Origin of the sequence: Streptomyces argenteolus (genome assembly GCF_042902585.1) — a bacterium.
In the GTDB taxonomy this organism is placed as follows: Bacteria; Actinomycetota; Actinomycetes; order Streptomycetales; family Streptomycetaceae; genus Streptomyces; species Streptomyces argenteolus.
In genome coordinates, this window is record NZ_JBIBEG010000017.1 from 51,088 (window position 1) to 57,972 (window position 6,885).

Here is a 6,885-nt window from a genome sequence, read left to right on the forward strand (position 1 = left end):
ACGCCCGTACCTGAAATTCGGCGGCCGTGGCGGTTCCGCGGCGCCCTGCGGGCCGGGCTCCGGCGGCGTCGCGGAACCACCAGGTCACAGGGGTGGAACCCCTGAGATCTGGGCCCGCCGGAGCCGGCCGTGCCGGGGGAGGCGGTCAGGCGGTGGGGCGCGGCACCACGGGGTCCGGCCCCGACAGGAAGCGCCGCTGCGCCTCTTCCAGGGCCGCCGTCTCGGCCCGCTCGCCCGGGTGGTCGAAGTGCCCCGCTCGCAGGACCAGGAGTTCGCGCGGCCCGCCCAGTGCGTTGTGCACCGCGAACTGCCCAGGTGCGGGCACATGGGGGTCGAAGAGGGCGGCGCCCACGTGCACGGGGATCTCGATGTGCCGGGCCGCCGTCGCGGCGTCGAAGTACGCGAGGACGTCCAGCACCGAGGGGTCCTCCGCGAGCCGCGTACGCACGGATTCGCCGCTGCCCGTGCAGGGAAGTGTCGCCCGGAGCGGGTGGTTCCCGAAGGTCGGCACCGTCAGGCCGGCGGCAGCGAATCGGCCGTCCCAGGGGAGGGCCAGCGCTCCGATGCCCCCGCCGAAGCTGGTGCCCAGGTACGTCAGCCGTCCGGCGGCCTCCGGCACCAGCTGTCGCAGCGCCGTGGCCGCGCACCAGACGTCCGCCACGCACCCGCCGATGAGGTACGACTCCCGGGCGCCGATGCCGTGCAGGACGTGCCCGGCCGACTTCGAGGGGACGCCGGGCAGCAGGCTCCGTGTGCCGAGCCCACGCAGGCAGGGCCAGAGGGTCGCGGTCTCCGGCGGGGACTGCCAGGGGGCCGGGGCCTCCCGGCCCCCGTATCCGTGTGTCGCCACACAGCCCTGGGTGACCCGGCCGTCGGCGGGGACGGTCAGCCACCCGCCGATACGGACGCCGTCGGCGGACGTGTACGTGACGTCGGCGACCCGGATGCCGTCGACCGTGACCCACGGCCCCTCGATCCGGGGCGCGGTGTCGATGCTCAGCGCGTGCGCGTGGCGCTCCCGCCAGAAGTCGGCGAAGTCGTCCGGGCCCTGGGGCGCCTTCACCGCGAGGAGGCGCCGCAGGTCGTAGCCGTGGGTGGGATCGAAGGGGAAGTCGTGGGGCAAGGGGCTGAGTTCGCCGAGGTCCGTCGTGGGCGGCTGGGTGGACACGTTCTCTCCTTGTTCGGTGTGCGAGCGACCGCACGTCTGCCGGGACGGGTTCTCGGCACGCCGCACCCTGCCGGCGCCGCCACCGAGGTGACTCGTCGGCGTCGACGGTCACGTCCCGCTGGGCGGTGCGGTCACGGGCAGGTGTGCCGGCGATAACGTCGGTGGCCGGTCCGGGGCGACGGCGCCAAGGAGGCCGAGACGGCTCAGGTCCGTCGTCCGCTCCCGGTTCAGGCCGGGCGGGCGCGGCCGTCGGCCACCGTGCCCGTCGCGCATCCGTCACCGGCCGTCGGCCCGAGAGGCGACGCCCGGTCGGCGGGAACCCCCGTCGTGATCGTCGTCGCCCGCGCGACCCTACGGTGATCCGCCTGCGCCGTGCAATAAGAACGCCGCACGAAATGATCTTCGCGGCCCGCCCCTTCACCCCCGCGGTGCGCGATCCGCTGCTCGTACGTGCCAGGGCACAGCACAACGCCAGGTCCCGGCGGAATCCCAGGGCTGCTCAAGCACTTCGGCCGGCTCGCCTCCTCCAGGTCTCCCGACTCCAGAGCACCGGCCAGCTCTTCGACGATTCCGTACAGGATCTTCAGGGCGCCCCCTGCACGGCCGGTGCGGGGTGCCGGCGTCCTTCCAGACGGACCACCGCGAAAGAATCCTGGGAATCCGGATGCGATCCGGGGGCCCCGCGCCTCTCTACCGGTGACAGCGCAGAGAGGCGAGCGCATCAGGTCCGCGGGACCGGCTCGCGTGCGATCGAGGAGCGCGATGGCACAGCACAATGGCAGGCCCGGCGGAATCCCGGGGCTGCTCAAGCACTTCCGGCCGGCTCTGTCCGGGCCCCGCCGCGGAGTTCTCCAGGTGATCGGCGACACCGGCGAGGAACAGCTCTCGCCGGAGGCGGCCGAGCAGTGGCACGAGGCACTCGCCCTCGGCGACCGTCGGTTCTTCATGACCCGCAAGCGGCTCACGAAGGAGCACGCCGAGGACATCTGGCAGATCGTTCTGCTCTCGGTGTGGCGGGCTCTGAGGGACCACGGGCCGGTGGGCAACATGAGCGCCTACCTGAGCACGGTCCACAGGCGCGAGGTGGCGCGGTACGTCAAGCGGATGAAGGAGCACACACTGACCGTCCTGGGCCAGGACTTCCAGCTCCCGGCGGAGGACGACACGCACGTACCGCGCAATCTGGCGGATCTGCACGAGCGCGCCCGGCGTCTGGCCAAGGAGCTCGAGGGGCTTGTGACCCGGGAGCAGGCGGAGGCGGTGATCCTCGTCGACGCGTACGGCCTCGACTCCACGTTCGTCGCCGAGCTGACGGGCACGACTCACACCGTGGTGCGCAACCGGGCCAGCAGGGCGCGCCGGGAGATGAGGAAGCCCGCTGTCAGGAAGCAGGTGCACACGCGGCTGGGCATCACCGACTGAAGCCTGGAATGCCTTCCACGGTTCGCGTCCGTACGACAGCCGCCGCGTACGGACGCGTGCCCGGGTGGGCCGTCCGACAGCAGGCCCTCACTGCGCAGCGAGCACCTGCGCAGAACCGCGAAGAAGAGGAAGTTGGTCGCAGATGAACGACGAGTCTGGGGGGGTCATGCGCAGCATGGGGTCGTGGGTGATCGTCCTGCCGGTCGCGCTCTGGGGGGCGGTGTACCGGTGGTACGACCGGACGCTGATCGCCGTGATGTCCTGGCTGCCACTGCGGGCGGACCAGGACGTTCCGGGAAGGCGGGCCGGGGGGAGGCGCGACGGGGCCCCGTCCGCACGCCACCGGGCGCGGGCGCTGGACCCACGGGAGGCGTGAGCGGAACGCCGGGCCCCGGCGTCCCGGGGTTCAGCGGCCGGTCAGACGGACGCGTCGAGGGCACGGGACCGGGAGCCGGGTGACGGACGCGTCGAGGCCTCGGAGCACCGGGGGAACGCCGAGGTCGTGACCGGGGTCACCGAGGAAGCCGGACACCTCTGATGCACATGAGGCGTCCGGTTCCTCCTTCTGGGGGACAGGACAACACCGCGTGGCCGTTGCGGAGTTCGGACGCGCACCGGCCCCGCGGCAGACCGGCAGCGCTCTTGGAGGAGACCCATGAACACCCTGCCCGAGCCGTACGCGCGCCACCGCCGCGAGACCGCCGTCGAGTACGACGCCCTCCTCGTCGCGGCACGGCACGAACTCGCCCTGCGCGCCGCGGAGATGCGCGTGACCCGTCGCGAGGTGCGCCGGCTGCGCCGGGCGCGCCGGGCCGAGACCCACCGCCGCGTCGCACGGGACGCGCAGGTGCCGTTCCGTGCGGGCTGCGTGGTGCTCGGCACCCTCGCCTTCCTGGCGAGCGTGGTCATGTTCGCCAGGGGCCGGCAGCAGGCGGCCGACATGCTCGGCGCCGCCGGGGCGTTCTGGGCGCTCGCCGTGATGCTGCGGCCGTCCAGGTAGCGCGGCTCCGAGCGCGTACCGCCCCGATCCGGTGCGCCAGGCCCGCTCCCCCATGGGCTGCGGGTCCGTCGGCGGACCCTTGATCCCAAGTGCCCGTTCCTGCCGCGCACCTGACGCCGCCCCTCGCGGACCGGGGCGCCGCGAGGCCCTACCGGTTGTCGCGGCGGGCGAAGAGGATCGCTCCGGGGAGGCTCTCGTCCAGGTCGAGCAGCCATTGGGCCTGGACCCTGAATCCGGCGTCGTGGAGCCAGGTGGTGACGCGGTCGGGCGGGCGGCGGTGGACGTGGACCTTCATCGGGTGGCCGCCGTAGCCCTGTGTCTTCAGCCGTGACCCCTCGCCCATGTGGAAGCCGAGCATCACCGGTGCTCCGGGGCGCAGTACCCGCCGGAACTCGGTGAACACGGCCGGGATCGCTCCGTCGGGGACATGGACCAGTGACCAGAAGGCGAGCAGCGCACCGGCCGACGCGTCGGCGAGGTCGAGGTCCGTCATCGAGCCGACGTCGAACCGCAGGCCGGGGTGGTCACGCCTGGCCACCTCGACCATCGCGGGTGAGAGGTCGATGCCGAACGCGTCGACACCCAGGTCCCGCAGGTGGGCCGTCACGTGCCCGGGTCCGCAGCCCACGTCCGCCACGGGCCCGCCCCCTGCCGTGCGGACCGTCTCGGCGAACAGGGCCAGGGCCGCCCGCAGGTGGGGCTCTCCCGCAAGAGCCTCACGCAGTTGGTCGGCGTAGCTGTCCGCGACCGTGTCGTAGGAGCTCCTGGTATCCGCCAGCCATGTGTCCGCTTCCATGGCCCGACACCGTAGTCGTGGCCCGCCCGCACCGGGGCGCCGGGTGGCTTCCCCGGCCGGCGCGGTGGTGCCCGGGGCGTGGGCCCCGCGCGCCGGGACGTATACACGGCGTCCGGGTCGTCACGTCGCCCGCCCGGGGGCGGAAGGCGGCTCACGCAGGTACCGCCGTGCGAGGGTGCCCGTGCCCCCGTTCACCCGTTCCACCGGCGGGTGACCCGTTACCGGGAGGAATTGGCGCGGAGCCATCCTCGAAACACCCGCCCCGTAGACCAGGACCAACATCATTCCGGCGGATGGAAAGCCGGGACGGCGCGGAGTTCTGGAGGTTGGTGCGCGTGGCTGAGGTGACCGGTGAACTGCGGGGTCTGCACGAACAGTTGAAGGACCGTCTGGGGCGGCGCGGCCTGCTGCGGGCGGCGGCGGGTGCGGGGGCGCTGACCGCCGCCGCCTCGCTCGCCGGGCAGGGCCGGGCCTCCGCGGCACCCTCGAAGGGGCCGCGTGTCTCGTATCCGGGACAGATACTCCAGCCGGGCAAGGGCCCGGTGCACGGGCGCCACTACCTGCGGGCCGACGCGGAGGAAGTGCGCTGGGGCTACGTACCGTCGCGCGGCAGCAAGCCCGTGCTGCGCATGCGCTCCGGGGAGACCCTCACCGTGGACACGCTCTCGCACGAGGGCCTGCTCGAGGACCAGGGCCGCGATCCGCTCGCCTACTTCCGCTCGCAGGGCGTGCCGGGCGACCGGGTGCTCCATGACGCGGTGGCGGTGGCCCGCGACTACGCCCGCACGGCGCGGAACTTCGACGTGGACGGCCCGCACGTGGTGATCGGCCCGGTCGCGGTCGAGGGCGCCGAACCCGGTGACGTCCTGAAGGTGGAACCCCTGTCGCTGCTCCCCCGCGTACCGTACGGCGTGATCTCGAGCCGCCACGGGAAGGGCGCGCTCGCCCGCCGCGCCGACGGCGGGGCCCCGGACGGCATCACGGCGGCGGAGGTCATGCCGCCGCCGGAGTCCGACGGCCGGGCGTCCGGCGATCCGGAGAGCTACGGCAACGTCTCCGTGTTCACACCGGTCGAACGCGGCCCGCAGGGGGCTCAGGCGGTGCTGCCCCTCGGCCGGAAGGGGAAGGTACGGTTCCCGCTGGCTCCCCACATGGGCATGATGGGGGTCGCCTTCGCCGAGGCCGGCTCCGAGACCGACCCGCTGCTGAACTCGGTCCCGCCCACGCTCGGTGGCGGGAACATCGACATCCGTCACCTGGGTGAGGACTCGGCGTTCTACCTCCCGGTCTTCGCCGAGGGCGCCCTCTTCTACATGGGCGACCCGCACCTCGCGATGGGCAATGGAGAGGCGGCACTCACCGCGCTGGAGGGCTCGCTCCGGGCGACCTTCCGGCTGACCGTGTGCAAGCCGGGCAGCGGGGACGCGCCCTCGGTCGCCTACCGCTATCCGTTCGGCGAGACGAAGGACACCTGGATTCCGGTCGGCCTCTCGGACCCCGACGGTTCGGCCTCCGGGAATCTGGGCGATCTGGACGTGGCGATGCGCCGCGCGGTGGTCAACGCCCTGGACTTCCTCCAGGACGACCTGGGGATGGACCGCGCGACGGCGTACGCCTATCTGTCGGCGGCGGCGGACTTCGAGGTCTCGCAGGTCGTGGACCGCACCACGGGGGTGCACGGCATGATCAGCAAGTCCCACTTCGGCCACTGAGGCCGCGCCGGGACCGCCCGGACACCGCTGCCGGGCGGTTCTGCGCCTGGCCGGTGCCGGGTGACCCGGCCCGTGCCCGGGGCCAGGAAGCTGTGCGGAGGCGGTCGATCCGGCGGGATTTTTCGGCTTCCGGGTGGCCGGTGCGGAGGCGGCCACCGCCACCGCTGTACGAGTCGGCAGGCCCCGGGTTCTGCGCGGCCCGCGCGGGAGGCGGCCCCCGCCATCGCCACCGGCCGGGTCGGCAGGCACCGGCTTCCGCATGGCCGCCCCTCAGCGCGGCTCCCGGGGATCCTTTCGCCAGATGAAGACCTCGGTGGTTGCTGGGCAGGCGTTCGGAGAACAGGCCCTGCGACGGCGGACCTACCGCAACAGCGACGCAGGCCCGCCTCGAAGTCACCGCGCCGCGCGCCGAACAGACGCAGCATCGCGAACACCCCCCGCGACGACGATGTCGTCCGTGCGTTCCACATCCACCCCGCCTGGCACGACACGACGCTGCGACCGAGGAACCCGGCCCGGGTGAGCACCTCCGCCTCGTCACCCCGGCGTCCCGGGCACGAGCCCTCCTCGGCCCGCCGGTCGCACCGGTCCCAGGTGGCGCCTGACCAGCACGTCGATCGCGAGGTGAGGGGCTCAGCCGGAAACGGCGGGCCCACACGCTCCGGGTCGCCGTCGGGAGGTCCGCGAGGTGCACTAGGCACTGTTTCTCGGATCTCCTGACGTGGGTGGGGCGTTGGGTCCAGGCTGGCTGCATGGGCCGTGGGGATCTGACGAATGCGGAGTGGGA

The 6,885-nt window shown here is 73.2% G+C and carries 6 protein-coding genes; 4 read left to right on the top strand and 2 right to left on the bottom strand.

What is annotated here, in order from left to right:
* Nucleotides 1–145 precede the first annotated feature (145 nt).
* Nucleotides 146–1,168: an acetylxylan esterase gene (locus ACFY8O_RS33525; RefSeq protein WP_387909054.1), complete on the bottom strand. Its 1,023-nt coding sequence runs from the start codon at nucleotides 1,166–1,168 to the stop codon at nucleotides 146–148.
* Nucleotides 1,169–1,930: 762 nt separating this feature from the next.
* On the opposite strand from ACFY8O_RS33525, the gene ACFY8O_RS33530 reads away from it, so the two are divergent.
* The 3 genes from ACFY8O_RS33530 to ACFY8O_RS33540 all read left to right on the top strand — a co-directional run bounded on the left by ACFY8O_RS33530 (nucleotide 1,931) and on the right by ACFY8O_RS33540 (nucleotide 3,590).
* The gene (locus ACFY8O_RS33530; RefSeq protein ID WP_387909056.1) at nucleotides 1,931–2,590 is read left to right on the top strand and encodes an RNA polymerase sigma factor; all 660 of its coding nucleotides are present in this window, start codon (nucleotides 1,931–1,933) and stop codon (nucleotides 2,588–2,590) included.
* A gap of 142 nt (nucleotides 2,591–2,732) precedes the next feature.
* A complete protein-coding gene (locus tag ACFY8O_RS33535) occupies nucleotides 2,733–2,966 on the top strand; it encodes a hypothetical protein (RefSeq protein ID WP_145808373.1) in 234 nt (77 codons plus the stop codon).
* Nucleotides 2,967–3,245: 279 nt separating this feature from the next.
* Nucleotides 3,246–3,590, top strand: coding sequence for a hypothetical protein (locus tag ACFY8O_RS33540; RefSeq protein ID WP_387909058.1), 345 nt, complete (start codon nucleotides 3,246–3,248; stop codon nucleotides 3,588–3,590).
* A 148-nt stretch (nucleotides 3,591–3,738) separates the two neighbouring features.
* On the opposite strand, the gene ACFY8O_RS33545 is transcribed toward ACFY8O_RS33540, so the two are convergent.
* Nucleotides 3,739–4,386: a class I SAM-dependent DNA methyltransferase gene (locus ACFY8O_RS33545; protein ID WP_387909060.1), complete on the bottom strand. Its 648-nt coding sequence runs from the start codon at nucleotides 4,384–4,386 to the stop codon at nucleotides 3,739–3,741.
* A gap of 335 nt (nucleotides 4,387–4,721) precedes the next feature.
* Here ACFY8O_RS33545 and ACFY8O_RS33550 point away from each other — a divergent pair, with 335 nt between their 5' ends.
* Nucleotides 4,722–6,098: an acetamidase/formamidase family protein gene (locus ACFY8O_RS33550; RefSeq protein WP_387909062.1), complete on the top strand. Its 1,377-nt coding sequence runs from the start codon at nucleotides 4,722–4,724 to the stop codon at nucleotides 6,096–6,098.
* Nucleotides 6,099–6,885: the final 787 nt, after the last annotated feature.